The following is a 26,403-nucleotide window of genomic DNA, read 5'->3' on the forward strand; positions in this document are numbered from 1 at the left end:
TGGAGCAGTACCATGGCTTACAGTGAAAAAGTGATAGATCATTATGAGAACCCACGTAACGTTGGTTCTTTCGATAAAAACGACCCTTCAGTCGTCACTGGTATGGTGGGAGCACCTGCCTGTGGTGACGTGATGAAACTGCAGCTGAAAATCGGCGCCGACGGTATCATCGAAGATGCTAAGTTTAAAACCTACGGTTGTGGTAGTGCGATTGCCTCTAGCTCACTGGTGACCGAGTGGGTGAAAGGGAAAACAATCGAGCAAGCAGCGGCGATTAAAAACACCGATATAGCTGAGGAATTAGCCTTACCACCGGTGAAAATCCATTGTTCTATTTTGGCGGAAGATGCCATTAAAGCGGCGATAGACGAGTATAAATCGAAGCAAGCTAAGTAACATCTGGAGTTAAGATGGCGATTACAATGACCCCAGCGGCAGCCGATCGTGTCAGATCTTTCTTAGCAAATCGAGGCAAGGGCATTGGCCTGCGCCTCGGCTTAAAGACTTCTGGCTGTTCTGGTATGGCTTATGTACTTGAGTTTGTTGATGCGCTGAATGATGACGATGAAGTCTTCGATGTGGATGGTGTCAAAATCATCATCGATGCGAAGAGCTTTATTTATCTGCAGGGTATCGAGCTGGATTTTATTAAGGAAGGCCTGAACGAAGGTTTCCAATTTAACAATCCTAACGCAAAAGGTGAGTGCGGTTGCGGTGAGAGTTTCACTGTTTAATTGCCGAATTGACGCATGAATTATTTCGAGCTGTTTAAATTTTCCCCCGCCTTCGATATTGACACCGCTGTGCTTGCAGAACGCTATCGCGAACTGCAACGGGCGGTGCATCCCGATAAGTTTGCCAATGATACCGAGCAGCAAAAATTACTGTCGGTGCAACGTACTGCCCAAGTGAATGACGGTTATCAAACTTTGAAAGATCCCATTCGCCGCGCCGAGCATATGCTGGCGCTGCGTGGTATCGATTTAAGTCATGAAACCACCACAGTGAAAGATACCGCCTTTTTGATGCAGCAGATGGAATGGCGTGAAGCCTTAGAAGATATTCGCCATAGTGCCGATCCCCAAGAGAGCATCGATGAGCTGTATCAATCCTTTGCACAGTATCGCGCTAAACTCACCCAGATTTTGACTCAACTGCTCCATAGCGGTAACGACGAAGATGGCTTGTTAGCGGCAGATCAAGTTCGCAAACTCAAATTTATGGCAAAATTACACGACGAGTTGACCAGAGTCGAAGACGCTCTGTTAGATTAATTTTCGTGTTGATGTTATTTAGCCGACTCAGGTTTAACGGAGTCGGCGTTACTAAGTTGGATAAATATGGCCCTTTTGCAGATAGCTGAGCCCGGTCAAAGTGCCGCGCCGCACCAACATAGACTTGCCGTTGGCATTGATTTAGGTACCACAAATTCGTTGGTCGCCGCAGTTCGAAGTGGCGAAACGGCAACCCTGCCGGACGAAGATGGACAGCATTCATTACCTTCCATCGTGCGTTATACCCAAGACACAGTCGAAGTCGGCGCCCTTGCGGCCCAAAGTTCGGCGCAGGATCCGCAAAACACTATCGTTTCGGTGAAGCGTTTTATGGGTCGCAGTCTTGCGGATATCCAAGCGGGCGAACAATCATTCCCCTACGAGTTTGCCGAAAGCGAAAACGGTTTACCTTTATTTGTGACCCCCCAAGGTCAAGTCAATCCCGTGCAAGTATCGGCGGAGATTTTACGCCCGCTGATCGCCCGCGCCGAAAAAACGCTGGGCGGTGAATTGCAAGGCGTGGTGATCACTGTGCCCGCTTATTTTGATGATGCCCAGCGCCAAGGCACCAAAGATGCCGCATCTTTGCTCGGTGTTAAAGTGCTACGTCTACTCAATGAGCCGACTGCCGCCGCGATTGCCTATGGTTTAGATTCGAAGCAAGAGGGCGTGATTGCCATCTATGACTTAGGCGGTGGGACCTTCGATATTTCAATTTTGCGTTTGAATCGCGGCGTATTTGAAGTATTGGCCACCGGTGGTGATTCGGCCCTTGGCGGCGATGATTTTGACCATTTATTGCAAGCGCATATGCAACAGGTTTGGCAGCTTAGCGACATCGACTCACAATTAAGCCGTCAGCTGTTGATTGAATCACGTCGAGTCAAAGAAGCCTTAACAGATGCTGTAGAAACTGAAGCAAAAGTGATCCTTGCCGATGGCACTGAACTCACGCAAATCGTTACTAAAGCTGAATTTGATGCCATGATTTCGGCGTTGGTAAAGAAGACCATTGCTAGCTGTCGCCGTACCCTGCGTGATGCGGGCGTGACGACGGATGAAGTGCTTGAAACTGTGATGGTGGGCGGTTCAACCCGCGTGCCTTTAGTACGTGAGCAAGTTGAAGCATTTTTTGGTAAACCACCGCTGACCTCTATCGATCCCGACCGTGTTGTCGCCATTGGCGCCGCCATTCAGGCCGATATTTTAGTGGGTAACAAACCCGAATCGGATTTGTTATTGCTCGATGTGATCCCGCTGTCCTTAGGGATTGAAACTATGGGCGGTTTAGTGGAAAAAGTGGTTTCCCGTAATACCACGATCCCGGTGGCTCGGGCGCAGGAGTTTACCACCTTTAAGGATGGTCAAACCGCGATGGCATTCCATGTGGTGCAGGGCGAGCGTGAATTGGTTGCCGATTGCCGTTCCCTTGCGCGTTTTACCTTAAAGGGTATTCCGCCATTGGCCGCAGGCGCCGCGCATATTCGGGTGACATTCCAAGTGGATGCCGATGGTTTGCTCAGCGTGACCGCGATGGAAAAATCCACCGGAGTGCAATCGAGTATTCAAGTTAAGCCATCCTTTGGTTTATCGGATACCGAAATTGCCACTATGCTGAAGGATTCGATGAAGCACGCTAAAGAGGACATTAGCCGTCGTATGCTGGCCGAGCAGCAAGTGGAGGCGGCGAGGGTACTCGAGTCTTTACACGCCGCGTTAGCTAAGGATGGCGACTTGTTAAATGCCGATGAGCGTGGGCAGATTGATGCGACCATGGCCAATGTGGCACAAGTGGCCGCGGGCGATGATGCCGATGCCATTAAACTCGCGATTGAAAAACTGGATGAGCAAACCCAAGATTTTGCTGCCAGACGTATGGACAATTCTATTCGAGTGGCCTTCAAGGGCCAGTCAATTGACAACATATAGGTGATGTGATGCCCCAATTAGTCTTTCTTCCCCACGCAGAGTTGTGTCCTGACGGCGCAGTAGTGGAGGCGAATGTTGGTGAGACCATTCTTGATGTGGCGCTGCGTAATGGCATCAATATCGAGCATGCCTGTGAAAAGTCCTGTGCCTGCACGACTTGCCACTGTATCGTGCGTGAAGGGTTTGATGAGTTAGAACCCAGTGATGAACTCGAAGATGATATGCTGGACAAGGCTTGGGGGCTTGAGCCCGAGAGCCGCTTATCCTGTCAGGCAAAAGTGGTTGACGCTGATATGGTGATTGAAATTCCTAAATACACAGTCAATATGGTTAGCGAAGGAAATTAATCTCCTATATCGCTGATTTTATCGTCAAAAACCAGTCCAAGTGACTGGTTTTTGACTTATGGTGTAGCGCAATTGCACAGACCCTAGTCGCTGTGATTGATTTATCCCGGCGCAGGCGTATTATGCGCTCAAAATGAAATGGTTGTCGGAGACCAGAATGAGAATCGCGATCCTATCGCAAGGGCCTGAGCTATATTCAACTAAGCGACTCGTTGAAGCTGCGACATTAGCTGGTCATGAAGTACAAGTGATCAATCCACTTGAATGTTATATGAATATCAATATGCGCCAGTCGAGTATTCATATTGGCGGCCAAGAATTACCGCCATTCGATGCCGTGATCCCACGTATTGGCGCTTCTATTACTTTCTATGGCTCGGCAGTGTTACGCCAATTTGAAATGATGGGCGTGTATGCGCTCAATGATTCCGTTGGGATTTCGCGCTCGAGGGATAAATTGCGCTCTATGCAGTTGATGTCCCGCCGTGGAATTGGTTTACCTATTACCGGTTTTGCCAATAAACCCAGTGATATCCCGGACTTAATCGATATGGTCGGTGGCGCGCCTCTGGTCATCAAATTACTCGAAGGCACCCAAGGTATTGGCGTGGTTCTAGCCGAGACCCGTAAAGCGGCTGAGAGTGTGATTGAGGCCTTTATGGGCCTTAAAGCTAACATTATGGTGCAGGAATATATTAAAGAAGCCAATGGCGCCGATATCCGCTGTTTTGTGCTGGGCGATAAAGTGATTGCGGCAATGAAACGTCAAGCTATGCCCGGCGAGTTTCGTTCTAATTTGCACCGGGGCGGCACGGCAAGCTTAGTCAAACTCACACCCGAAGAGCGTTCGGTTGCGATCCGCGCGGCAAAAACGATGGGATTGAATGTCGCAGGTGTGGATTTGCTGCGTTCTAATCATGGTCCTGTTGTTATGGAGGTCAACTCATCCCCAGGGCTTGAAGGCATTGAAGGGGCAACCACTAAAGATGTGGCGGGTGCCATCATAGAGTTTGTTGAAAAAAATGTGTCTAAAGTGAAAAAAATCACCCAAGCTCAGGGATAGGTTATTTTAGGCACTCACATTTAGGCGCTCACAGTCAGTATTAATTTGGCTCAGGTCACATAGGGGGAAACGATGAAATTAAAATGGATAGACTCCTTGGATATTGCATTGGAATTACTTGAGAAACACCCCGATGTTGACCCCCATAAACTGCATTTCACTGAGTTATATGAATGGGTGTTAGCCTTAAATGATTTTGATGATGACCCAAAGCATTGTAATGAACGTATTTTGGAAGCGATTCAACAATGTTGGATCGAAGAGAAGTAGCGCAGTCCCGATCAAGCCATCTTGTCCAAGGGTCAATACAAGAGAGTGATTCATGTCACGTTTTGGGTTGATCGAAATGAGATTTTTGCGAGAGTTTGATCGTTATCAAATTCATTTCGAGTGAATAACGTACCTTGTTGCATATGGGTTAAGTTTATTTATTACTTAACTTATTTTTCGCTACCGCAAGGATGTTCACATGAAACTTTTGCTTGTATTGCTATTTACCCTATTACCTACAATGGCTTGGGCACATCCGGGGCATGGCGGCGTAGGTTTATTTCATCACCTACTCGATTTTGCACCTGCAATTATTTTAGTTGCACTGTTGGCATGGGCCGGTGTGTGGGCTAAAAACAGAAAGTAATCTTCTCGTTATTTATTAGGTTATTTTTATAGCACCAGCATAGACTTAGGTTTACGCTGGTGTTTTTCGTGCGATCAAGCTGATTACAAATCCAGCCAATGTGCGCAATATCTCAGACTTATTTGCTATAAAGATAGGATTTAGTTTTTAAATTTCGTATAATCCGCGCGAATTTTTCAAACTTGCTGACAAAGGAAGCTAGTTATGGCGATCGAACGCACATTTTCTATTATCAAGCCTGATGCTGTTGCAAAAAACCACATTGGTGCTATCTACAATCGTTTTGAAACTGCTGGTCTTAAGATCGTTGCAGCTAAAATGTTACACCTGACTAAAGAACAAGCCGAAGGTTTCTATGCTGAGCATAGCGAGCGCGGTTTCTTCGGTGCCCTGGTTGCATTTATGACTTCTGGCCCAATCATGGTTCAAGTCTTAGAAGGCGAAAACGCTGTTTTAGCTCACCGTGAAATTTTAGGTGCGACTAACCCAGCTCAAGCGGCACCTGGTACTATCCGTGCCGATTTCGCTGAAAGCATCGACGAAAACGCAGCACACGGTTCAGACGCTGTTGAATCTGCAGCCCGTGAAATTGCTTATTTCTTCAGTGCTGAAGAACTGTGTCCACGTACTCGTTAATCTGAGTACTAAGACTAAAGAAGGGAGCCTTATGGCTCCTTTTTTATTGCCTTGAGAAAGTTGCTGGCAATCGGCCGCTACCGACCCAGATAGCGTTAATTTTAGTGTGAATTATAATATTTTGATTTTGTTGTGACTTTTTGTGACGCGCAAAAAAATTTGTCATCTGACTTGAAATTCTACCTCCTGTCCTTATATCTGTTTTGGGATCGCTCGATGAGGCTCCCGATGTGAATTCTGTGCCGTAAGGACAGAAAGAGTAACAGGGCGAGACAGTATAAAAGTGTTTTCATTGTGAAAACCGTCCGCCGAATTTCCATATTGCTTAAGACAAGGATATGAATATGCGTAGCTATGATTTAACTCCACTTTACCGCAGTGCCATTGGTTTCGATCGTTTAGCACAGTTAGCGGAACATGCCGCAGCGAATAATGGTAACTCAGGTTATCCTCCCTATAACATTGAACTCCTTGGCGAAAATCGCTATCGGATCACTATGGCTGTCGCAGGGTTTTCGATGGAAGAACTTGAGATCAGCAGTGAAGGCGAAAAGTTATTGGTAAAAGGCAATAAAGCCGAAAGCCAAACCGAGCGTAAATACCTGTATCAAGGTATTGCCGAACGTGGGTTTGAGCGCACTTTCCAGTTAGCAGACTATGTTACTGTGCTGGGCGCAAGTTTAGAAAATGGTTTGCTGAACATTGACTTAGTGCGTGAGATCCCTGAAGCATTAAAACCACGCAAGATTGAGATCACTTCATCACGTTTATTAGATAACCAATCTTAATCACCCGCTGATGGTTAATATGAAAAGGGGAGCTTAATGCTCCCCTTAATTTATGTTGATGTTAACCTTAGGCTTTCATGGCTTTCTCGCCGCGTGCAAGGCCCACAACCCCCGAGCGTGATACTTCGACCACTTTAGTCACTTCACCCATGGCATGGATAAAGGCATCGAGCTTTTCGGTGGTGCCCACCAATTGTATGGTATAGAGATTGGCGGTGACATCGACGATTTGGCCACGGAAGATATCGGCGGTGCGCTTAATTTCCTCCCTAAACTCACCTTGGGCCCGCACCTTCACGAGGGCGAGTTCTCGCTCTATGTAGGCCGACTCTGTGATGTTGGATACCTTGAGCACATCGATCAGCTTGTGCAGTTGTTTCTCGATTTGCTCGAGGACCATTTCATCGGCGACCACGGTAATATTGAGGCGCGACAGCGTATTATCATCGGTTGGGGCGACCGTCAGACTTTCGATGTTATAGCCACGTTGTGAAAACAGTCCGACAACACGTGAAAGGGCGCCGGATTGGTTTTCTAATAAAACAGATATAATTCGACGCATTAGCATTTCTCCGTTTTGCTGAGCCACATTTCATTCATCGCGCCACCACGGATCAACATGGGGTACACGTGCTCTGTTTCATCTACCATGATGTCGATAAACACCAGTCTGTTCTTCATGGCGAGGGCTTCGGCCATCTTAGATTCAAGCTCGGCGGGATCGCTAATCGTCATGCCAACATGGCCATAGGCTTCGGCAATTTTGGCAAAATTAGGCACTGAATCCATATAGGAATGGGAGTGACGGCCAGAGTAAATCATGTCCTGCCACTGCTTTACCATCCCGAGGAAACGGTTGTTTAAGTTGATAATTTTAACCGGAATATCGTATTGCAGAGCGGTCGATAGCTCTTGAATATTCATCTGGATTGAGCCATCCCCCGTGACACAGACTACGGTTTCATCGGGCATGGCAAATTTTACGCCCATTGCCGCAGGCAAACCAAAGCCCATGGTGCCTAACCCCCCCGAATTTATCCAGCGGCGCGGCTTATCGAAGGGATAGTAGAGCGCGGCAAACATTTGATGCTGGCCCACATCTGAGGCGACATAGGCATCGCCATTGGTGAGCTTGTATAAGGTTTCAATTACTTGTTGCGGCTTAATACGACCACTGTCTTTGTCATAGGCTAAAGATTGACGAGCACGCCACTGGGCGATTTCCTGCCACCATTGGTTCAATGCTTCGGTGTCATTATGCTCATCGGATTCATCAAGGAGGGCTAACATGCTGTCGAGCACGCTGTCTGCTGAGCCGACAATGGGGATATCCACCCGTACGGTTTTTGAAATCGAAGACGGATCGATATCTATATGTAAAATAGTGGCGTTAGGGCAATATTTCTCGACATTATTGGTGGTTCTGTCATCGAAACGCACGCCAATTCCAAAGATTAAGTCGCAGTTATGCATGGTCATATTGGCTTCATATCGACCGTGCATGCCAAGCATACCTAAGCTGTTTTTGTGGGTGCTAGGAAAAGCGCCAAGCCCCATTAAGGTACTGACGACGGGGATGTTCAGTCTTTCTGCCAACTTAAGGATTTGTTTATCACAGCCAGAGATAATGGCGCCACCACCGACATAGAGTACGGGCTTTTTCGCGGCAAGTAGGGCCTGTAACCCTCGGCGGATCTGGCCTTTATGCCCGGATGTGGTCGGATTATAGGAGCGCATTTTGACGCTCTCTGGGTAAATATATTCGTGTAGCAGGGCCGGATTTAAACAATCCTTGGGCAGATCGACAACCACAGGACCAGGGCGGCCAGTGGATGCAATATAAAACGCTTTTTTAATGATCTCAGGGATTTGAGTCGGATCTTGTACTAAAAAGCTGTGTTTCACCACCGGGCGGGAGATACCTATCATATCGCATTCTTGGAAGGCATCATTACCGATCAAATTGCTTGGGACCTGGCCAGACAAGACAACCAGTGGGATGGAATCCATATAAGCGGTGGCAATACCCGTAATGGCATTGGTGGCACCCGGACCTGAGGTGACTAATACCACGCCCACTTTACCCGTGGCGCGGGCATAGCCATCGGCCATATGTACGGCTGCTTGTTCATGGCGAACGAGTATGTGTTCAATACCGGGGATAAGGTGCAGGGCGTCGTAGATATCTAACACTGAGCCGCCAGGATAACCAAATATGTGCTTTACACCCTCGTCGATCAAGGATCGCACTATCATACTGGCGCCGGATAACTTTTCCATGTGGAAACTCCTATTGCTATAGTACCGTTACGGTAAACAGTATTGTGTTACAGCGACGGTAATCGCTCTAAAAATAAGCCTGAAGGGTAATTCAGACTCCGATTGCTGAACTTAGGCCATAAAGCGCTAAGTGACTCATCCCTTTGGATGCAGCAGCTGTTGCAATGAACAGATTTTCATCATATTCAAAAAAAACAACATATCAAGCCTTTTATGTAAAAAATAACCAACTTGAAACTTTTTCATCTTTGCATGGCGAGGAATGGGCATAATGCGCTAGATAATTTAGAATGCTTTATTATCGAAGTTTATATTTTTCATAGTGTTAGGTGAGTAAATAACAAAAACGGCACTATAAGTGCCGTTTTTGTGTGGGATGTTAGATAAGCAGATGCTTAAGTAATTGCGGATTGAGGTTACTTATTTGCAACATCCTTTGGCTGTCTTTGGTGTTTTGGGCGATTAAACTGGCAAATTCCAACTAAGAGCACCGCGCCTAACATCAATGCAGAGAAGGGCACTGCGGTACCGTTATAAAATACGGCGAGTAAGGGGCCCGCAAGTGCGCCAAAGCCAAATCTTAGGGTTCCGATAACGGCGGTTGCTGTGCCTGTCTCTTGCTTAAACTTCATTAACACTATGGCATCGGCATTGACCGACATGATCCCTAGGCTTCCCATCAGGGGTATGAGCATAAGCACAGTAAAGTGATAACTCATATCCAGTAGATTCACCGAGAGTAAACCAATCCCTGCAAGTGCGCCGAAAAAAGTCGAGACGTGCAACATTCGCAGCGAACCATAGCGACTGACAATGCGGGTATTGATAATATTGGCTAGCATCAGGGCGCCGACATTGATGCTGAATAAAATGGCAAATAAGGACTTGTCTAAGGAGAACACTTCCATATAAACAAAGGGGGAGGCGGTGAGATAACAGAAAAATGCGAAGGAGGTTAACACTCCGCTGGCAATGTTGAGTTTAACGCCGGGGCGTGAAAACACTGTGGCATAGGCCCCAAGAAAGGACTTTTGGCTGCGGGTATTGAGATCTTTATCACTGGGCATTTTCAGCAGAATTAGCACCAAAAATAATAGCAGCAAGGCATAGGCCGATTGAATGAAAAAAATCAGGTGCCATTCACCTAACTCTAAAATCAGGCTGCCAATACTCGGTGCGAGTAATGGGGCTAACATCATGATAAGGCTGACGTAAGACATGCCCTTAGCCGTGTTATCGCCATAAACTTCTTTGATATAACCAGGCACAACGACTGTCGCAGCGGCACCGATAAAGGCCTGTAAAAAGCGCAGTACCAGAAATACTTCAACCTCCTGCGCTAATCCAATCAATAGGCTTATCAACATAAAGCCTGTCAGGCCCATAATGACCATAGGCCGGCGTCCAATACGGTCGGCTAGTGGTCCAAAACACAACATACCTAGGGCATAACCGCCTAAATAGAGGCTTAAGGATTGCTGCACTGTCGTGATATCGGTGTGAAAACTTTGCGCCAATGTCGCCATGGCGGGTAAATACATGTCGATAGCCAAAGGCGTGATCGCCACTATGGCGGCGAGCATAGGAATAAGCAGCGCGAGATGGGGAATAGATCTGTTGCTAGTCGCAGAATGTGTTGGTTGTGATTGTGGGTCCACTGTTACCTCGGGTGGCGAAAGAATTGAAAGAGCCTGCTCTGTGTTGCGCCTTGTGTTCCAAATTGTACTAGGACAATCTACTCAATAGTCCATCCCCTTAAATAATTTGAATTTGCAATCCTTATGACATTGCAAAGGGGTATTGGGATGGGGTTGAGTTCAAAGAGGTGACTACTTCGATCAATATGTTGTGCATATTGCTAATGTATAACTAGCACATATCACAAACGCATATCACGAAAGAGCTTAGGCAATAGCATAGTAAAGTGCTCGGACAAATAAACCAATCTTGATGACGGGATCTTTACACTTAAATTGTAACGAAAATGAATTTCGAGCTTTATGCCTGAATTACAGCGCCGCCAGCATCGTCTTGTCAGTCATTCGTTTGATGTTGTCACTCTAGTGTCATATCCATGTCATCTCACCGTCTTGAATGCGGATTAGTGTTACGGGATTTATTTTACCCGACGAATAACAATACATTCAGGAATGATGCAATGAACATAAAACGACTGCCACTTGCTGGCGCTATAGTGGCGAGCCTATTACTTGGAGCCTGTAGCGGTGATGATGGTACTAATGGCGAGCAGGGGGATAACGGCTTAAATGCGTTGGTTAAAGTGACGCCCTTATCTATAGGTGATACCCATTGTCCCGCCGGTGGTCAGCGTATCGACACGGGTTTAGATGCTAACGCCAATGGTCAATTGGAAGACACAGAGATTGATGCCGCGCAAACACAGTTTATCTGCCAACCTCAGTCGGCGACGGTTAGTGCTGAGCTAATTGGTCGCCATCAAACGGGGGTTTATGGCTTAAGTGCGGCGGAAATTGTTGAATACTATAGTGCTGGCCAACGTATTTTTGTGGTCAATGCGATCAGCGGGAAAGTCGACATCATTGATGCAAGTTTATTGGCGAGCGCACCTAAGGCCTCTGAACCATTAGCCTTGAATAATCTTGATAAGTTAGGCGAGCTGGATGTCGCTAAAGATATTGGCCTAAGTTTTATGGGCAGTGTTAACAGTGTCAGTATTTCGGGCAATTTATTAGCGGCGGCAATTGAGCGGGGTGATGCTGCGGGTAATAAGACTCAAGCCAATGGTTTTGTCGCGTTTTATCAGTTAAATGGCACTGAAGTACCCCAGTTTATCAGTGCGGTTGAAGTCGGCGCTTTACCGGATAATGTGGTTTTTAGTCACGATGGTCAAACCCTGTTGGTCGCCAATGAAGGTGAACCTAATCAAGACTATAGTATTGATCCTGAAGGCAGTGTTGCCATGATTAAACTGGTGGATGGCAAGCCTGCAACCACTGCAACCTTAGTCGGCTTTAGTGAGTTTAATCAGGGCGGGACCCGCAATAATGAAATCACTAAGGCGATCAAGATTAATGGGCCAATGGCGAGTGTTGCCCAGGATTTAGAGCCTGAATATATCAGTATCAGTCCGGATAACAGCCGTGCCTTTGTAAGCCTACAGGAAAACAATGCCATCGCCGTAATCGATATCGCTACTGCCAAAGTGGATAAGATTTTACCCTTGGGCTTAAAGGATTACGGTCTTGATGTGAATAAAATTGATGCGAGTGACAAGGATGATATGGCCAATCTGCAGGCCTATGCGGGTGTCTATGGCATGTATCAAGCCGATACTCTCGCGAGCTATCGCTGGAATAATACCGACTTTATTGTGACGGCTAATGAAGGGGATTCCCGTGATTATGCTGGCTTTTCTGAAGAAGCCCGCGCTGGGGATTTAGTCCTCGACCCCAACCATCCGCAATTTGCCGCCGCTAAGGATAAGACCCAATTAGCCCGTCTTAAAGTGACAAAGAGTATGGGGGATGATGACAATGATGGCGATTACGACAAAATCGTCAGTTTTGGCGCTCGCTCCTTTTCAATTTGGACGGCCGACGGTCAACAGGTTTTCGACAGTGGCAATGATTTTGAACGGATCACCGCCGCGTTACTCAATGGTAATTTCAACAATAACAATGAAGAAAACAAAGGCGATAGCCGCAGCGACGATAAAGGTCCAGAGCCAGAGGCTCTAGTTCTTGGCAAAATTGGCCAAAAACACTATGCCTTTATCGGCCTAGAGCGCACCTCGGGTTTTATGATTTACGACGTGACCAATCCCTTCAATGTGCAGTTTGTTGACTATGTGGTCAACCGTGACTTTGAGGCGGACTTCACCATAGATACCGAAACTGGTGAAGTGAAAGGTGATGCGAGTTTAGCGGGGGATTTAGGCCCCGAAGGAATGAAGTTTGTGAGTGCAGATAAGAGTCCGAATGGCCAGCCATTATTAATCATTGGTAATGAAGTCAGCGGCACAACCAGTGTCTACCAGATTAAAGTGCAGTGATCGTAAATTCAAAACGGCTATAGATGCGGATTTCATAAGGTATGAGGTGCTGTAGTTTACCTGTATCTAACCGCGATTAGTGTAAAACCAACGCCAGAGCACTTCTCTGGCGTTTTTATTGGTTTGAAACTGGTTGATCGCTAAAAATTACACCACTGAATAGGCATTTTGCATTAGGGTCTGGCAAGTCGATTCGATGCAATCTAATGCGTGTTGAAATTGGGCTTCATTTTCGGCGCCCCCTAGGCTTAAGCGAATAAAATTATCGTGGCAGTTAAAGTCATCACCGTTGCGGATCAGCACGCCTTTGGCCGCAAGTGCAGTCACTAAATGATGGGCTTTAAGATCTTCAGGTAATTGCAACCAACCATTTAAGCCACGCCATCTCTGTGTTAACCCAAGGCGTTGCCCCATGGCGATACAAAGGTTTTGCCGCTGACGCACTATGGCATCCCTATTGGCGGTGATCTGTCCTTTTTTAATCAACAGGCAGGCAATTTCCACATTAAGGGGCGACACCATCCAGCACTGGCTGTGGATAGCCAATCGAATGGGGGCAATGAGGGCTTCTGGGACTAACATAAATCCTTGCCTTAAGCCTCCAGAAAACAACTTAGAGAGGCTTGAAATATAAATCACCCTTGGGATGCCTAAGTCCTTTGCCAATTGCCACAGCGGGGGATGCCATTCCTCGGGTAAGCAATAATTGACATCATCTTCAATAATATAAAATTGATATTGCTGGGCAAGCTCTAGGAGTTTTAGCCTCTGTTCATCACTGTACTGGATGCAGGTCGGATTTTGATTATTGAGGGTGAGATACACTAGCTTGGGCTGGTGAATTTGCACTAAAGCTTCAAAACGTGCCAGTTCTAGGCCGTCAGTTGTGAGGGGGACGCCAATGCTATTTACCCCTAATTGCTTCGCACAAATGCGCACACCGGGATAACTATATTGCTCGTGCAACAGCATATCGCCCTTAGATAACAAGGCGTTCAAGCAGGCGAAGATAGCCTGTTGACCGCCGTGGGTGAAGACTAGCTGCTCCACACTCTGCTCGATTCCCCGTTGATTGAGCCATTGGTGAAAAACCTGCTGGTGTTGATCTAATGGATTGGTGCGATAACCCAACAATTGGCTCAATTTAGTGGGATCTTTCGCTAATTGGCTGAGGCAATCACTTAGGGTACTGATTTGATCCGTAAGTGGTTGTTGGCAGGTCGCCATATTGAGTTGTGCATGGCCAGGCTCTGGGACGGGGGAGGCATTGACATAGGTGCCATCGCCAATCCTCGCCTCTACATAACCCCGTTGCTCCGCGAGTGCGTAGGCGCGGGTGACAGTGCCAATCGTCATACCTAATGCATCGGCTAAGCGGCGTTGCGACGGTAATTTGCAGCCGTGGGGCAAGTCTTTCTGCAAGATCCCTTGTTCTATCGCACTGACTAAGCGCTGATATTTGGGACCTGAAAACACAGTTAGATCGGGCGTCCAAATTGTATCCATGACAATAAATCCATTGATCTCTAATATTCGCAGCATATTATTCATTGCATCGTTTTGTGTCAATCAATGTATGCATACAATTTTAAGGGTGACTATGGATTTTCAACTTTTATACCAAGCACAGCTCTGGACGTTAATGGCTTCTGCGGCATTGTTTTGCGCCACTATGACGATGACACCTGGGCCAAATAATATTTTGCTGGCCAGTTCAGGGGCGCATTTTGGTGTGCTGCGAACCGTGCCCCATATTGCGGGGATCCGCTTAGGTTCAACCTCGTTGCATTTAGCCGTGCTCCTCGGGCTTGGTGCGCTGTTTGAGGCTTTACCCGTTTTACATCAAGTGCTTAAATATTTCGCCTTGGTTTATTTATTGTATTTAGCCTACCGCCTAGTGACATCTCCGGTGAGCGCAGCCCATGTAGATGAGGGCCGCAAGCCGATGACCTTGATAGAAGCGGCCTTATTTCAATGGATTAACCCTAAGTCTTGGATGTCGACTATTACTCTTTGCAGCGCATTCACATTAGGTGGCGATGGTTTTTGGTTGAGTGCATTACTTGGCGTCGTAGTGTTTAACTTGGTTGGGTTTCCCGCTTCCTTTACATGGGTGTTTGTGGGCGCTGCGATCAGCAAAAAGCTGAATACAGATAAACGTCGTCGAGGTTTTAATTGGTTTATGGGGAGTTTATTGCTCGTGTCTTTACCGATGATTTTGCGTTAGGAGGGCGCTAACACCCTAAAAATATTATCGGAAACGGACTCGCGTAATGATTGGCTTTATGTCATAACCAACATAATATTGGTGGCTTTTTTACATGTTGGCCCTTAGGGTCTTCATTGTAGTGGTTATTGATACCCCCGAGGCTGGTTTTTCCTCGGGGCGAAGTATATGGAGGTTACCGCGTGAAGTTTCCCAGTTTAGACTCGGTCATGCCAGGTTTGGCGCAGATGCTGCAGTATGATAAGCAATGGCTTAGGGATGATGTGCGAGCGGGCTTATCGGTTGCCGCTGTGGCCTTGCCAGTGGCTATTGCCTATGCCCAATTAACGGGAGTGAATGCGGCGGTCGGACTCTATTCCTGTGTATTACCTATGCTGATATATGCCCTTTTTGGGACTTCTAAGCAGTTGATTGTGGGCCCTGATGCGGCGACCTGTGCCGTGATCGCCGCCGTTGTAACACCGCTTGCCGCTGGCGACAGTATGAAGCACTGGCAACTCGTGATGACCATGACGGCGATGACGGGGTTTTGGTGTTTAATTGCGAGCCGTTTTAGGCTCGGTGTGTTAGCCGATTTTCTCTCTAAGCCGATTCTGATGGGGCTGCTCAATGGGGTTGCGATCACTATTATTGTGGGGCAATTTTCTAAAATCTTTGGTTTTACCTTTGATGAGCGCTACCTGATTGAGCGTCTTAGCGGCGCACCTTCGTATCTGACTCAAACCCATTGGCCGACACTATTGATGGGAGGGGTCACCCTATTAACCTATGGGTTAGTGAAGCGCTATCGCCCCCTATGGCCCGCTTCTATGTGTGCGATGGCGATGGCGGCATTACTCGTATGGGGATTTAATCTTACGGCTTTTGATATCAATGTGGTGGGTGAGGTTCGCTCCGGCCTGCCATCGTTTCAAGCACCTGTGTTTGATTTAGGGATCACCCGTGAGCTTGTCGTGCCTGCGCTTAACTTAGCTATGGTGAGCTTTGTCAGCATGATGCTGACGGCGCGGAGTTTTGCGGCTAAAAATGGCTATGATATCGATGCGGATAAAGAATTTAGAGCGCTCGGACTTGCCAATATTGCCTCGGCGTTATCCCAAGGTTTTGCGATCAGTGGCGCGGATTCGCGCACCGCTGTTAACGATGCAAATGGGGGTAAAAGCCAGTTGGTATCCATTATTGCAGCGGTCTTAATTGGGTTAGTGGCCTTATTTTTTACTGCTCCTTTGAAATATATTCCAAGCTCCGCCTTAGGCGTAGTGCTGGTTATTGCCTCAATCTCACTTATCGATATAAAAGCACTGTGGAATCTTAGGGTTCGGGACCGTTCAGCGTTTTTATTGGCTTGTACTACCTTGTTTTCAGTGCTGTTTATTGGGGTTATCCCTGGTATTACCTTAGCTGTACTATTGGGGTTATTTCAGTTTTTAGCGACGGTTATGCGTCCAACGGATCAAGTGCTTGGCTTAGATAATAAGGGGGTTATTCGCAGTGTCGACGATTCGGGTAAGGCTAAATCTGTTTCAGGAGTGTTTATCTATCGATTTAATTCACCATTAACCTACTTTAATGCGACCTACTTTAAACGGCGTTTATTGGAAAGGTTTATCCGTGAACCTGAGCCTGTCGATTGCATTATTATCGATGCGGTGCCTTGCTTTACCCACCTCGACTTGAGCGTGATGGCGATGTTGGCGGATTTACATCAACTGCTTAAAAAACGCGGCGTGCGTTTAGTGCTCGCAGGGCGAAAGCGCCAGATGCTAGGCTGGTTTGAACAGGCGGGGATGCAATCGGGTGAAGGGGGAATTTTAATCCGGCCCGATTTATATTTAGCCCTTAAAATGAACCAAAGCTATAAGCAAGCGTTAGCCGAAGGACAGGCGCCGGTGATACAAAAAGTCCCCGACGATTCAGTGTTATTACACAGCCATTTATAGGGTTGTCTTTGGCACAATTGCGCGCAGCTTAAGCTGCGCGTTTTTATTGCAAAACAATAATAGTATTAATCTTTTTGCAGTTTATCTAAGGGGATAAGGCCATGGTAGCTGTAATAACCAAGGGGGCCTAAAAATAAGCTGAGTAGGCACCAGACACATTTTTTGCTAGTGCTGAGTCGTGCAGGGCTCTTAAAGGCTCTCAGTGCAAATAAACAGTGCAGAATGAGTAAACCAATGAGCATGGCTGTGATGTTAATATCCATATTATCCAACAGATTTATCCCTATGACCCATGACCTATGATTTAACCCTGTGTGATCTGGTTGCGGCTATTTTACCCAGAATGTCCGCTTCTAAATAACTCACCTTACGCGATTATTTTACCGATTGCTACTGGGTAAAATAAAAATACCCGTTAAAACTTATTCACTTACATTACTACCTAACAAGCTTATCTGTGGTTGCCCAGCGTCCCAGATCACATATTTGTTCATTGCCTGGGTAAATATTGCGCTGCTGGTGAGTTCATGTAACCAAGCCATAAGCCGCGGGTAACTGAGGTTCAGATCCCGCTTGGGATCCACGGCATTAAACTGGCGAATAAAAGGGACAATCGCATAATCCGCGAGACTCAACTGATCATTTATTAAGTACCTATGCCGATTAAGATGAGTTTCAAGGGTGTTCAAAAACACACCCGCAGACAGGAAATAATCAGTCTGCGATTGTGCAGGGTAACGGTCTGCATATTTATATTTATCGAGCCAAGGTTTGAACTCGTGATCATTTTGATGGATAAGGTGTGCGATTAGCGTTTGTTCATTCGCTGTTTGCCCAAGTAGAGGCGGGCAGGCATCTGCCTGTGGGTGGGGTGATGACAGTGCCCAGCGCATGATCTCTAGGCTTTCGCTGATCACTTGGCCATCGGTGAGCACAAGAACAGGGACTGTTCCCTTAGGAGACGCCTGAAGCAGAGCGTCGGGTTTGGCTTTCAGGGTAATTTCTCTGATCTCCACATTCCGTTGCCCCAGCAATAATCCTAAGCGGGCTCGCATAGCATAGGGACAACGGCGAAAAGTGTATAAGATTGGTAAGGGCATAGGTAAGGCTCGTATCGGTAAGCAACGCCATATTATGGGGCTAATGCCTGTAATAGTAACGGCTTAGGGCGTGAAATGCTGCGAATAACAAGGATTTTTAGTTTGTGCCTAGTGGTAAAAACATAATGACCTTAATTTTTTTCAGTGTTTATTCGTCTGTGACTCAGGTAGAATTTCGCGCGATTTTGCGACCTAAAGCAAAGCTTGTGGGTCATTCATAGATTTATGCACTGGAAATTAAGTTCCAGCCAGCAGATGAGGGTGTTATGTCTAAGGTTGTTGTGTGTGCGTTATATAAATTTGTTGCGCTGCCGCAGTTTGAAACGATCAGAGAGCCATTATTGGCCATGATGGAACAGGCGGAAATTAAAGGAACGTTACTGCTGGCCAGCGAAGGCATTAATGGCACAGTGGCGGGCTCACAGGCCGCCATCGAGGCGTTGCTTGCATGGCTCAATAGCCAAAATGGCTTAGACAACATTGTTTACAAGTTATCCTTCGACGATGAAATGCCCTTTTACCGCACTAAGGTCAAATTAAAAAAAGAAATCGTCACTATGGGTGTTGAAGGTATCGATCCCCTGAAAGTGGTGGGCACCTATGTCAAGCCAAAGGATTGGAATGCCTTGATTTCCGATCCCGAGGTGATCTTAGTCGATACCCGCAATGATTATGAAGTGCAAATTGGCACCTTTAAAAACGCCATTAACCCTGTGACCGAAACCTTCAGGGAATTTCCTGAATACGTGAAGCAGAACTTAGATCCGGCTAAACATAAAAAGGTGGCCATGTTCTGTACTGGTGGTATTCGTTGTGAAAAATCAACTGCTTACCTAAAGGAGCAAGGTTTCGAAGAGGTGTATCACCTCGAGGGCGGGATCCTTAAATATCTTGAAGAAGTGCAGCAGGAAGAAAGCCTGTGGGAAGGCGAGTGCTTCGTGTTTGATAACCGTGTTGCCGTCGATCATGATTTAAAGAAAGGGCAATACGATCAATGTAATGCTTGCCGCATGCCCATCACTGAAGCTGAAAAACAGAGCCCAGCCTATGTACAGGGCGTGAGTTGCCCACATTGCATCGACAAGATTTCCGATGAGCAGCGCAAGCGTTTTGTGGAGCGTGAACGTCAAGTCAATCTGGCTAAATCGCGTAACGAAGCGCATATAGGTAGCGATGTGAATCAAGTGATTGAAGCACGCCGTGAGCAGAAAGAGGCGCAGCGACAACTCGCCGCCCAAAAGAATAAAATGAAACAAGCCGGTACTGTGTAACGGCGACACGACCTAAGGTGCTCTCACCCAAGACGCGACAATCTCAGGCTTTGTCACTTTAAAAACGCGTGTCTGTGATTTATTGATAAAAATGGCCCGACTTGCTCGGGCCTTTTTTATATCGGTTTTATACCTTTAGCTTAAATTTATGATAACTTTCAGCGCTGAGTGGTGTGAAACATCAGGGAGCTATTTAGTGCAAGGTAGGCCAAACCTATGAGTGTTACGATTAATTGCTTTATAATCACAACCCATTCATTTGCGTGTTCTCTTGTAGCTGGTAGGGGAAAATGAAACAACGAATCAAAGCAAAAGCGATTATTTTTAAGGCACTTGGCCATCCAACGCGATTATGGATTGTCGAGCAACTTGCCGATGGTGAGAAATGTGTTTGTGAATTTGTTGAAGCTGTAGATGTTGACTTTTCTACTATTTCTAAGCACTTGTCTGTACTGCGCCACGCTGGAATTGTAGATATGGAGAAACGGGGTAAACAGATTTTTTATAAACTAACCCTGCCTTGCCTACTTAACTCGTTAAGTTGCATTGATACTTTGTTGGATAACCAAATTCAGAAGCAGATCGCATTAATAGAGTAATTTTGCACTTATCATTTGGTCAAATGGCAAAATGACAAATTAAGAGGAAAAATACTATGCTTAAAATCAATATATTGGGGACGGGTTGTACAAAATGTCACACTCTCGCGGAAGCGACCGTGACGGCGGCCGATGCCCTTAATCTTGACTATCAATTAACGAAAATCACCGATATTGAACAAATCATGGCTTACGGCGTTATGTCTACTCCCGCCTTGGTGATCGATGGGCAAGTTAAGTTAACTGGTCGCATTCCCAGCCAAGCCGAGATAAAGGATTTACTTAGCGCACACCTCAAGTCTTCAGTGTAGGTAATGGCTATGAATATAAAGAAAATTGTCAGTTTGCTACTGCTTGGCATTATTGGCTTAGGGATAGCGCTAGTAGGCTATCAAGAGTTTGTGACCTCGCCTGAGCAAACTCTCCCCCCTCAGGCGGCTGTCACTCCTCAACTCAAAAATGGGGTGGAAATTTATTACTTCCATGGTAATCAGCGCTGTACTACCTGTATTCGCATGGAAAAATTTACTCAGGCTGCGGTGATGAACCACTTTTTTAAGGATGTGCGCGATGGGAACATGCGGTTAAGTTTAGTTAACGTGGATTTAGCGGAAAACGAACATTACATCGATGATTATCAACTCGTGTTTAGAACCGTGGTGATTGTCAATTTCCAAGATGGCGTGCAAACCGACTGGCGTCGCTTAGATAAGATTTGGGAGTTGGCCAATAATGAGGCCGCTTTTGAGCAATATGTTACCGATGAGATCGGGGCGATGCTAAGGTTGCGTCATGGATGAGTGGTCGGTTTTATTAATGTCAGCCTTTTGGTTTGGCATTTTAACCTCTATAAGTCCCTGTCCTTTGGCCACCAATGTGGCGGCCATTTCCTATATCAGTAAAGGGATACAATCGCCCTATCGGGTTGTGGGTACAGGGCTTGCTTACACTATAGGGCGCATGCTGAGTTATTTGGTGATTGGTGTGATATTGGTAGGCAGTTTGCTCTCGACAATGACATTATCAGTCGCGCTTCAGAAATATATGAACCTACTATTAGGTCCGATTTTGATATTGGTAGGGATGTTTTTGCTGGAGTTATTGACGTTGCGTCTACCGGGTGATGGTGTCTTAATCGAAAAATTAAAGTCTAAAATTAACCCTCAGGGATATGTAGGAGCTTTACTGCTAGGGGTGTTATTTGCGCTGTCATTTTGTCCGACTTCTGCCGCGCTCTTCTTTGGTTCGCTGCTGCCGCTTGCACTAGAGTCACAATCGAGTATTGCATTGCCAGCGATTTATGGCTTAGCGACTGGGTTGCCGGTTTTAGTCTTCGCCATTTTACTTGGGGTTAGCGCGCGTCGTGTCGCTAAAGCTTATAACCATATTTTGGCATTTGAGCATTGGGCCAGAAAAATCACTGGCCTAGTGTTTATCATCATCGGTGGCTATTACGCTTGGGTGAATATTTTTAGTCCATTTATGGGTGGAAATTAAGGACTATAACAGTATTGAGTCCTTGTATATCAGGCCTCGAGGTGAGATTACTCGAGGCCTGAGCTTTTCTTGTAAATCCTCTATTTTTTAACTCTCTGCCCATTAGCATCAATCACCACTTCACCGTCTTCCTTGGTAAAAGCGCCCAGTTGGGGATTAGGTAACATATCCAAAACGCTTTCTGATGGACGGCATAGGCGGGTGCCCAATGGTGTAACGACGATGGGACGATTGATTAGGATGGGGTACTCGAGCATAAAATCGATTAATTCGCTGTCGCTAAACTTATCTTCACTTAAGCCTAATGCTGCAAAGGGTTCGACATTTTGCCGCAGTAAACTGCGCACCGAAATCCCCATATCCGCAATCAGTTGTAACAGCGTTTGGCGATTTGGCGGCGTCTCAAGGTAGAGGATAATAGTCGGTTCAACCCCTGTATTGCGGATAAGGCCTAAGGTGTTACGCGAGGTGCCACAGGCCGGATTATGGTAAATCCTAATGCTGTCATCAATCATATTAGTCATAACATGCCTCTGAAAAAGTATCTCTTATAAAAAATAGTCCGTAGGCACTTAAAATTACTCTTAAGTGCCTCGCGAATAGATCAGAAGGAGAGGCGCAGCGCCAGTGCCGCTAGGGTGACAAACAGCACTGGTACTGTCATCACTATGCCGACGCGGAAATAGTAACCCCAGGTTATATTGATATTTTTCTGCGCCAGTACATGCAGCCATAGCAGGGTTGCTAAACTGCCGATAGGCGTGATTTTAGGGCCTAAATCGCTGCCTATCACGTTAGCGTAGATCATGGCTTCTTTAATCACGCCGGTTGCATTGCTACCGTCTATCGACAGGGCGCCGACTAACACGGTTGGCATGTTGTTCATGATGGAGGATAAAAAGGCGACTAAAAACCCTGTGCCCATAGTGGCAACCCAAAGCCCCTGTGCTGCCAAGCTGTCCAACACGTGAGATAGATAATCCGTTAAGCCGGCGTTACGCAGACCATAAACCACCAGATACATACCCAGTGAAAAGATCACTATTTGCCATGGCGCGCCGCGCAGTACCTTAGTGGTATCTATCCCATGGCCTTTCTTGGCGACCACAAACAGGATAAGCGCGCCCACGGCAGCAACTAAACTCACTGGCACGCCTAGGGGTTCTAGGCCAAAAAAGCCCACCAAGAGTAAGACTAATACGCCCCAACCGGTTTTAAAGGTGTTGAGGTCGCGAATGGCGGCCTTAGGTTCGCGTAGTTTTTGCAAGTCGTAGGTCGCGGGAATATCTTTGCGAAAAAACAGATGCAGCATCACTAATGTGGCGCTAATCGCGGCAATATCGACGGGCACCATTACAGCGGCATATTCGTTAAAGCCTATCTTGAAAAAGTCCGCCGAAACGATATTCACTAAGTTAGAGACGATTAACGGCAAACTTGCGGTATCGGCAATAAAACCAGCGGCCATTACAAAGGCTAAGGTGGCTCCGGCGCTAAAGCCCAGTGCCAGTAACATCGCAATCACTATGGGGGTGAGGATCAGCGCCGCGCCATCATTCGCGAATAAGGCGGCAACGGTAGCACCGAGTAACACTATGTAAGTAAAGAGTAAACGGCCACGACCTTTACCCCAGCGGGCCACATGCAGCGCGGCCCATTCGAAAAATCCTGACTCATCCAATAATAAACTGATGATGATCACGGCGATAAAGGTGGCGGTCGCATTCCAGACAATATTCCACACCACGGGAATATCCCCTAACTGCACTACGCCTAATAGCAAGGCCAATACGGCGCCCAAGGTGGCACTCCAACCTATGCCTAATCCCTTAGGCTGCCAAATCACTAACACTATGGTGAGAACAAAAATCGCCCCTGCCAACCACATAAAACCTCCTACAAGGACAGAGGCTTGCCTGCCCTTAACCAAAAAATGCCAATAACGCGGTATGAATATCGTTTGTTTCTTGGCTCAGTCGAATTATATTAACATATGAATTTTCATATATGTTACCGTGAAAAAAACACGAGTCAAACAACAACTGGATGTTTATCGCTAATACTTAAGTTTCGTCACAAACCCTAAGGTATTGATCACTAAACATCAGCGAATCTAATACCCCTTGGCCGCTGTGAACACCGCCCTCTGTGACTTTGGCGGATTTGCTGCGAATTAAATACCCCGCATAGCTGGGACTCTCTGCATGGGTTTTATCATTGACGGCGGCTATGCCATCATAGTGGACGCTGAACATGCCAATTTCAGGGATCAAGTCATCGATGATGTGTATTTCGCCGTCGCGTACCACTAAAGCCTGGGTTGCTCTCGGCCTTGGGTGTAAGCGACGCATTAAGGACCATACTGGATATTGTGCGGGCTCAAGCTCGGCTAATTTGGGGAGAATATCGGCGCCAAAAATACAATGACCGCCGCCTTCCCCTTGATTTTTCAATACCCAAGTATCTATTGGGGACTCGGCAATTAACTGGGGGCTCTGTGCGGTGACAGGGCGCATTTCACCGAGGAGTGACTTGACCATGCTGGCTTCTGGCTGAGTTAATCCAAACTGAGTTAAGCTCTGTTCATCCATAGTCGAGAGCAGCATTTGCATTCGTTTACTGGTTGCCAACTGCTGGCCTAAGGTCGCATTGAGGGCGATGCGATGTTGTTCAAGCAACACCCGGATCTCCATCAGGGCTTGGTAATCCCTGTTGCCATTGATGTCGACGGTTGCATAATCGGCAAATTGATAACCTGTACGCAGATAAACGGTATCAATGGTCCCCACGCCGTCGAGTATTAGCCTTTGCTGTGCGCCGGTGGTGAGTTGCCCTTGCAGTTCACTCAAGGTCCTGCGTAGGGTCTGTATTCCTTTTTGCTGCAGCGCGAGTTCGAGTAAATGCTGATCAAACACATTGTCTTCATCTTCTTGCACTAGCATCAAAAATCTTGCCGGTCCTGAATCTTCAAATTCCTGTTTTATCTTAAAGGTTGCTGTTGCTATGCCGACGGATAATTGTTCAATAGCATGATTCTCAACCAGTACCCCCTTAGGTTGTATAGACCATTGCTGCTGTAAATAGCGATGAAGTTGATGGGCCCGCTGACCAAAGGGGCCCATGCCAGCCGCTATGCCATTAAACTCCACCAGTTTGGGTCCTAAGTCCCGATCGTCCATAAAGTCGCTACGCATAATAAGCAGTGGCATTCTTGGGGCTGGGGTGCCAGAGCTATTTGTAGAGCTATGTGCAGAGCCATGCAACTGTTGATGCGCTTTCAATAGCGCGGCAAAGAAGGGATCGCTTGCTGTAATAGGTTGAATAGCATCAACTAAAAAGGCATGTGCTTCAGACACATAATGGATAAGTTTACCCAGTGGCTCCACCGCACTTTTGAGATATTGATAGTGTGCTTTACTGATTAAACTGGGCGTTAGGGTAAATGGGGTGTGGCGGACAGAATACGCGGTTTCTTTAAAGGCCATCCCATGGGTTAGCGCCCATTCTATGGCATCATCTTTGGCTGCTAGTGGCACAGTTAAACTCATGTTGATTCTCTTAAACTGACAGCGTTTATTGGCAATACCTGTCTTTGCATTTGTAGGGGGTAGCCCTAAGGCACTCACTTTAAGGGCATATAGTGAGTGCCACATCGAACTAGATCATTATTTTGTGTATTAGCTAAAGAGATAGGTTTGTGTATTAGCTAAAGAGATAGCTATACAGAAACCCTGCGCCCACAGCCATGCCTAAAATAACGCTGAGAAATGCGGCAATCATCTGACCTTTAAAAATGGCTTTAAGTAATATGACTTCGGTCAAACTTGCTCCGGCACTCCCTATGATCAATGCCATTACTGAGCCCATCGCCATGCCTTTTTGGATTAACGCAGCGCTGAGTGGGATAACCGCTTCTGCGCGAATATAGAGTGGGATCCCAATTAATGCGGCAATGGGGATCGCATACCATGTGGCTTCTCCAGCATACTGAACGATTAACTCCGTTGGCATAAATCCGTAGATCATTGAACCCAATAGCACACCGATAAACAGATAGGGCTGCACTTGTTTGAAGTCCTTCCAAGTGGCGCGCCAAACCTTTACCCAGCGGCTCTGAGGTTTGTTTTGCGGCGCGGTTTGGGAAGGGCAACACGAAGTTGCAATAGGCTCAGCTTGAGTAGCGCAACACAAGGTCACCGCGGGGGCGGTTTTACTATCACAACATGCGCTGACAATGGGTGCGGGGTTTACCTCGCAACCGCTACTCGCGGTCGGTGACGGTTTAGTATCGCAACATGAAGCAGCTGTGGCTGTATCTGCCTGAGCATAGGCCTCCTGACGTACATATTGTTCAAATCCGAGTTTTTCCAGCAAGTAACCTGCTATTACGGATACGCCCAGAGCGACCGTAAAATAAAATAGCGCGACCTTAAACCCAAAGGTGACCACAAAAAGCCCGATAATCACCGGATTAAGTAATGGGCTGGCAAATAGGAATACCATCATAGGGCCAAATCCCGCACGGGCCCTGAGTAAACCTTTTAAGAATGGAATAGTGGAGCAGGAGCAAAAGGGGGTGATAGACCCAAGCAAGGCGGCCACTATATAGCCTCGACCATGGCGGGAACTTAATATGGATTGCACTTTTTGCGGGGTGATAAATTCTTGCAGCATACCGACGAGGTAGCTTATGGCAAGAAATAACAAGGTTAGCTCAAATGCAAGAAAGACGAACATATTGACCGTTTCTTTCAGCATAGTGATAGTTTCGGGAGTCATTTT

Annotated in this window: 28 protein-coding genes; 18 read left to right on the forward strand and 10 right to left on the reverse strand. The window is 46.7% G+C overall.

The genetic code is table 11. The features are described from left to right. The first annotated feature begins 12 nt into the window (after positions 1-12). From iscU to JFT56_RS08980, 10 genes are all read left to right on the forward strand, one after another. Complete coding sequence (iscU, locus tag JFT56_RS08935) at positions 13-396, forward strand: Fe-S cluster assembly scaffold IscU (protein WP_011072277.1); 384 nt, start codon at positions 13-15, stop codon at positions 394-396. Between the two features lie 14 nt (positions 397-410). Beyond that, positions 411-734: an iron-sulfur cluster assembly protein IscA gene (gene iscA, locus JFT56_RS08940; protein ID WP_037458609.1), complete on the forward strand. Its 324-nt coding sequence runs from the start codon at positions 411-413 to the stop codon at positions 732-734. A gap of 15 nt (positions 735-749) precedes the next feature. Next, positions 750-1,274: a co-chaperone HscB gene (hscB, locus tag JFT56_RS08945; RefSeq protein WP_198783276.1), complete on the forward strand. Its 525-nt coding sequence runs from the start codon at positions 750-752 to the stop codon at positions 1,272-1,274. Positions 1,275-1,340: 66 nt separating this feature from the next. Continuing rightward, positions 1,341-3,203: a Fe-S protein assembly chaperone HscA gene (gene hscA, locus JFT56_RS08950; protein WP_198783277.1), complete on the forward strand. Its 1,863-nt coding sequence runs from the start codon at positions 1,341-1,343 to the stop codon at positions 3,201-3,203. An 8-nt stretch (positions 3,204-3,211) separates the two neighbouring features. Continuing rightward, complete coding sequence (gene fdx / locus JFT56_RS08955) at positions 3,212-3,550, forward strand: ISC system 2Fe-2S type ferredoxin (RefSeq protein WP_037458606.1); 339 nt, start codon at positions 3,212-3,214, stop codon at positions 3,548-3,550. Positions 3,551-3,707: 157 nt separating this feature from the next. Continuing rightward, a complete protein-coding gene (gene rimK, locus JFT56_RS08960; RefSeq protein WP_007648179.1) occupies positions 3,708-4,613 on the forward strand; it encodes a 30S ribosomal protein S6--L-glutamate ligase in 906 nt (301 codons plus the stop codon). A 72-nt stretch (positions 4,614-4,685) separates the two neighbouring features. Next, complete coding sequence (gene iscX, locus JFT56_RS08965; RefSeq protein WP_198783278.1) at positions 4,686-4,883, forward strand: Fe-S cluster assembly protein IscX; 198 nt, start codon at positions 4,686-4,688, stop codon at positions 4,881-4,883. Positions 4,884-5,082: 199 nt separating this feature from the next. After that, the gene (locus tag JFT56_RS08970) at positions 5,083-5,250 is read left to right on the forward strand and encodes a hypothetical protein (RefSeq protein ID WP_198783279.1); all 168 of its coding nucleotides are present in this window, start codon (positions 5,083-5,085) and stop codon (positions 5,248-5,250) included. Positions 5,251-5,454: 204 nt separating this feature from the next. After that, positions 5,455-5,886 carry a nucleoside-diphosphate kinase gene (gene ndk, locus JFT56_RS08975; protein ID WP_011789197.1) on the forward strand — a complete coding sequence of 144 codons (432 nt, stop codon included), beginning with the start codon at positions 5,455-5,457 and terminating at the stop codon, positions 5,884-5,886. A gap of 344 nt (positions 5,887-6,230) precedes the next feature. Further along, positions 6,231-6,674 (forward strand): Hsp20 family protein, encoded by a 444-nt coding sequence (locus tag JFT56_RS08980; protein ID WP_198783280.1) that lies wholly within the window; start codon positions 6,231-6,233, stop codon positions 6,672-6,674. A 67-nt stretch (positions 6,675-6,741) separates the two neighbouring features. Here the strand turns inward: JFT56_RS08980 and ilvN are convergent, their stop codons facing one another. From ilvN to JFT56_RS08995, 3 genes are all read right to left on the reverse strand, one after another. Then, positions 6,742-7,236, reverse strand: coding sequence for an acetolactate synthase small subunit (ilvN, locus tag JFT56_RS08985; RefSeq protein ID WP_007648174.1), 495 nt, complete (start codon positions 7,234-7,236; stop codon positions 6,742-6,744). Next, positions 7,236-8,954 (reverse strand): acetolactate synthase 3 large subunit, encoded by a 1,719-nt coding sequence (locus JFT56_RS08990; protein ID WP_198783281.1) that lies wholly within the window; start codon positions 8,952-8,954, stop codon positions 7,236-7,238. The genes ilvN and JFT56_RS08990 overlap by 1 nt, the downstream gene beginning before the upstream one ends. 416 nt (positions 8,955-9,370) lie before the next feature. Then, the gene (locus tag JFT56_RS08995) at positions 9,371-10,612 is read right to left on the reverse strand and encodes a multidrug effflux MFS transporter (RefSeq protein ID WP_198783282.1); all 1,242 of its coding nucleotides are present in this window, start codon (positions 10,610-10,612) and stop codon (positions 9,371-9,373) included. A gap of 500 nt (positions 10,613-11,112) precedes the next feature. Between JFT56_RS08995 and JFT56_RS09000 the strand changes: the two genes are divergently transcribed. Further along, complete coding sequence (locus JFT56_RS09000; protein WP_198783283.1) at positions 11,113-12,987, forward strand: choice-of-anchor I family protein; 1,875 nt, start codon at positions 11,113-11,115, stop codon at positions 12,985-12,987. 147 nt (positions 12,988-13,134) lie between these two features. Here JFT56_RS09000 and JFT56_RS09005 read toward each other — a convergent pair whose 3' ends face one another. Then, on the reverse strand, positions 13,135-14,493 hold the full coding sequence (locus JFT56_RS09005) for a PLP-dependent aminotransferase family protein (RefSeq protein WP_198783284.1): 1,359 nt from the start codon (positions 14,491-14,493) through the stop codon (positions 13,135-13,137). A 94-nt stretch (positions 14,494-14,587) separates the two neighbouring features. Here JFT56_RS09005 and JFT56_RS09010 point away from each other — a divergent pair, with 94 nt between their 5' ends. Both JFT56_RS09010 and JFT56_RS09015 read left to right on the forward strand, forming a co-directional pair. Then, positions 14,588-15,214 carry a LysE family translocator gene (locus JFT56_RS09010; protein WP_198783285.1) on the forward strand — a complete coding sequence of 209 codons (627 nt, stop codon included), beginning with the start codon at positions 14,588-14,590 and terminating at the stop codon, positions 15,212-15,214. Between the two features lie 182 nt (positions 15,215-15,396). Beyond that, complete coding sequence (locus tag JFT56_RS09015) at positions 15,397-17,154, forward strand: SulP family inorganic anion transporter (protein WP_198783286.1); 1,758 nt, start codon at positions 15,397-15,399, stop codon at positions 17,152-17,154. A 65-nt stretch (positions 17,155-17,219) separates the two neighbouring features. Here JFT56_RS09015 and JFT56_RS09020 read toward each other — a convergent pair whose 3' ends face one another. Beyond that, entirely contained in the window at positions 17,220-17,417 is a 198-nt protein-coding gene (locus JFT56_RS09020) for a hypothetical protein (RefSeq protein WP_198783287.1), read from the reverse strand. A 159-nt stretch (positions 17,418-17,576) separates the two neighbouring features. Beyond that, a complete protein-coding gene (locus JFT56_RS09025) occupies positions 17,577-18,254 on the reverse strand; it encodes a glutathione S-transferase (protein ID WP_198783288.1) in 678 nt (225 codons plus the stop codon). 266 nt (positions 18,255-18,520) lie between these two features. On the opposite strand from JFT56_RS09025, the gene JFT56_RS09030 reads away from it, so the two are divergent. The 5 genes from JFT56_RS09030 to JFT56_RS09050 all read left to right on the forward strand — a co-directional run bounded on the left by JFT56_RS09030 (position 18,521) and on the right by JFT56_RS09050 (position 21,621). Beyond that, positions 18,521-19,525, forward strand: a complete 1,005-nt coding sequence (locus JFT56_RS09030) for a rhodanese-related sulfurtransferase (protein ID WP_198783289.1) — start codon at positions 18,521-18,523, stop codon at positions 19,523-19,525. Between the two features lie 290 nt (positions 19,526-19,815). Continuing rightward, positions 19,816-20,124, forward strand: a complete 309-nt coding sequence (locus JFT56_RS09035; RefSeq protein ID WP_198783290.1) for an ArsR/SmtB family transcription factor — start codon at positions 19,816-19,818, stop codon at positions 20,122-20,124. Positions 20,125-20,180: 56 nt separating this feature from the next. Continuing rightward, the gene (locus tag JFT56_RS09040; protein WP_198783291.1) at positions 20,181-20,435 is read left to right on the forward strand and encodes a thioredoxin family protein; all 255 of its coding nucleotides are present in this window, start codon (positions 20,181-20,183) and stop codon (positions 20,433-20,435) included. 9 nt (positions 20,436-20,444) lie between these two features. After that, on the forward strand, positions 20,445-20,924 hold the full coding sequence (locus JFT56_RS09045) for a nitrophenyl compound nitroreductase subunit ArsF family protein (protein WP_198783292.1): 480 nt from the start codon (positions 20,445-20,447) through the stop codon (positions 20,922-20,924). 16 nt (positions 20,925-20,940) lie between these two features. After that, positions 20,941-21,621, forward strand: coding sequence for an aromatic aminobenezylarsenical efflux permease ArsG family transporter (locus tag JFT56_RS09050; protein ID WP_233095587.1), 681 nt, complete (start codon positions 20,941-20,943; stop codon positions 21,619-21,621). 80 nt (positions 21,622-21,701) lie between these two features. On the opposite strand, the gene arsC is transcribed toward JFT56_RS09050, so the two are convergent. The 4 genes from arsC to JFT56_RS09070 all read right to left on the reverse strand — a co-directional run bounded on the left by arsC (position 21,702) and on the right by JFT56_RS09070 (position 26,400). Then, entirely contained in the window at positions 21,702-22,136 is a 435-nt protein-coding gene (arsC, locus tag JFT56_RS09055; protein ID WP_198783537.1) for a glutaredoxin-dependent arsenate reductase, read from the reverse strand. Positions 22,137-22,225: 89 nt separating this feature from the next. After that, positions 22,226-23,509 carry an arsenic transporter gene (locus tag JFT56_RS09060; RefSeq protein ID WP_198783294.1) on the reverse strand — a complete coding sequence of 428 codons (1,284 nt, stop codon included), beginning with the start codon at positions 23,507-23,509 and terminating at the stop codon, positions 22,226-22,228. A gap of 175 nt (positions 23,510-23,684) precedes the next feature. After that, positions 23,685-25,169: a glutathione synthase gene (locus tag JFT56_RS09065; RefSeq protein ID WP_198783295.1), complete on the reverse strand. Its 1,485-nt coding sequence runs from the start codon at positions 25,167-25,169 to the stop codon at positions 23,685-23,687. A 154-nt stretch (positions 25,170-25,323) separates the two neighbouring features. Continuing rightward, complete coding sequence (locus JFT56_RS09070; RefSeq protein ID WP_198783296.1) at positions 25,324-26,400, reverse strand: permease; 1,077 nt, start codon at positions 26,398-26,400, stop codon at positions 25,324-25,326. Between the last annotated feature and the right edge of the window lie 3 nt (positions 26,401-26,403).

This window comes from Shewanella putrefaciens (assembly GCF_016406305.1).
GTDB classification, from domain to species: Bacteria; Pseudomonadota; Gammaproteobacteria; order Enterobacterales; family Shewanellaceae; genus Shewanella; species Shewanella putrefaciens_C.